The sequence below is a fragment of the Stecheria intestinalis genome (assembly GCF_009696165.1).
Classification (GTDB): Bacteria; Bacillota_I; Bacilli_A; order Erysipelotrichales; family Erysipelotrichaceae; genus Bulleidia; species Bulleidia intestinalis.
Map to the genome: position 1 here is coordinate 1 of NZ_VUMN01000069.1, position 1,332 is coordinate 1,332.

The window sequence follows — 1,332 nt, forward strand, 5'->3', positions numbered from 1 at the left end:
CGAACACAGAAGTTAAGCACTGCAGGGGCGAAAATAGCTGAGCGGACCTCAGTGAAACAAGCACGCTGCCGGGTAATCGATGGAAGAGCTTCTGCTCTTCCTCTTTTTTTTATGTTACTCTGGAGCAAGGAGTGAGCTAAAAATGAGTCTGAAGATTGAAACATATTCCCTGACAGGGAAGAATCACGTGAATCAGGATATAGCTGACAGTATTCTCGATGCCTTCTGGGTATTTGACGGGGCAACGCCTTTATTCGGAGATGATTATCTCGGCGGCAATGATGTTCAGAAAACCATGGAAGCAATCAGCGAGGCGCTGAAGCAGATGTATGATGGTAATCGATCGCTGCAGGATAATCTCCTTCAGGCAGTGAAAGCCATTGATCAGATCTACCTTGGCGAAGTGCCTGGCTATGACCAGCTGCCTTATTATGCAAAGCCTACGTTTGCGGCAGCACTGGGCCGGATCCGCCCGGGCAAGCTGGAATACTATGTGATCGGCGACTGTGCCCTTCGCACACCGGACGGCAAGCTGATCCGGGATGCTTCTTTTGATCGCATCAATGAGCGGAACAAGAAGAAGGTCGCTGCTCTGAAAGCCAAGCTGTGGAGCGTCTCTGTACTCAGCGACGAGGACGCGGAGATGCTGCGGAGAGAGTCTCTCCAGGTTTATCAGGAGACCAGAAAGCTTCTGAACCATGCAGATACGAATCCTGAAGGCTACTGGATCGCTTCACTGGATGGAACGGGCATTCCTCATGGTGTCAGCGGTGATGCGGAAATCTCTGAAGGCCCGGTCTATGCGATGTCAGATGGAATGATACACATTCTGGAGCGGATGCCAGGGCTGCTGGAGCATTCCCCGGATCCCGGAAAGCGCGATTTCCGCAGCAACGTGTCTGCCTTCGGGCCGAATTATACCGATGATGATGCTACGATTCTGATGGCCTCAGAATCCTGAGCGTTTCCATGGCTATAATTGGATTTACAACTAACTTATTGCGTAAAAAGCCCGTAAAAATGCCCGAAAACCTGTTGCATTCTCTTGATAGGGTATGCTATATTAAAAGCCCACGAGGAAAGCAGTATCAAGCAGTTTTCCTTCTCTGGTCCTAGTAGCACTGTTTCCTGAAATTTCTCGAATTTCTTGTTGACAGACTAATTAAGATAGAGTATTATCGTGGAGCACGCTTCGAAAGGAGCGGGCGAGAGATCTTTGAAAACTGAACAGGAATTAAGCAACGAAAAAGAACGTCAAATTCCGATAAGGAAAGAAGACTGACGAAAGTCAGCGAAGAATAGAGTCAAATCAAATGGAGAGTTTGATCCTGG

Annotated in this window: 1 protein-coding gene; it reads left to right on the forward strand. The window is 48.5% G+C overall.

Annotated features, from left to right (window positions below):
* Positions 1 to 142: 142 nt before the first annotated feature.
* Entirely contained in the window at positions 143 to 961 is an 819-nt protein-coding gene (locus FYJ51_RS13400; RefSeq protein ID WP_154506024.1) for a hypothetical protein, read from the forward strand.
* The last annotated feature ends 371 nt before the right edge of the window (positions 962 to 1,332 follow it).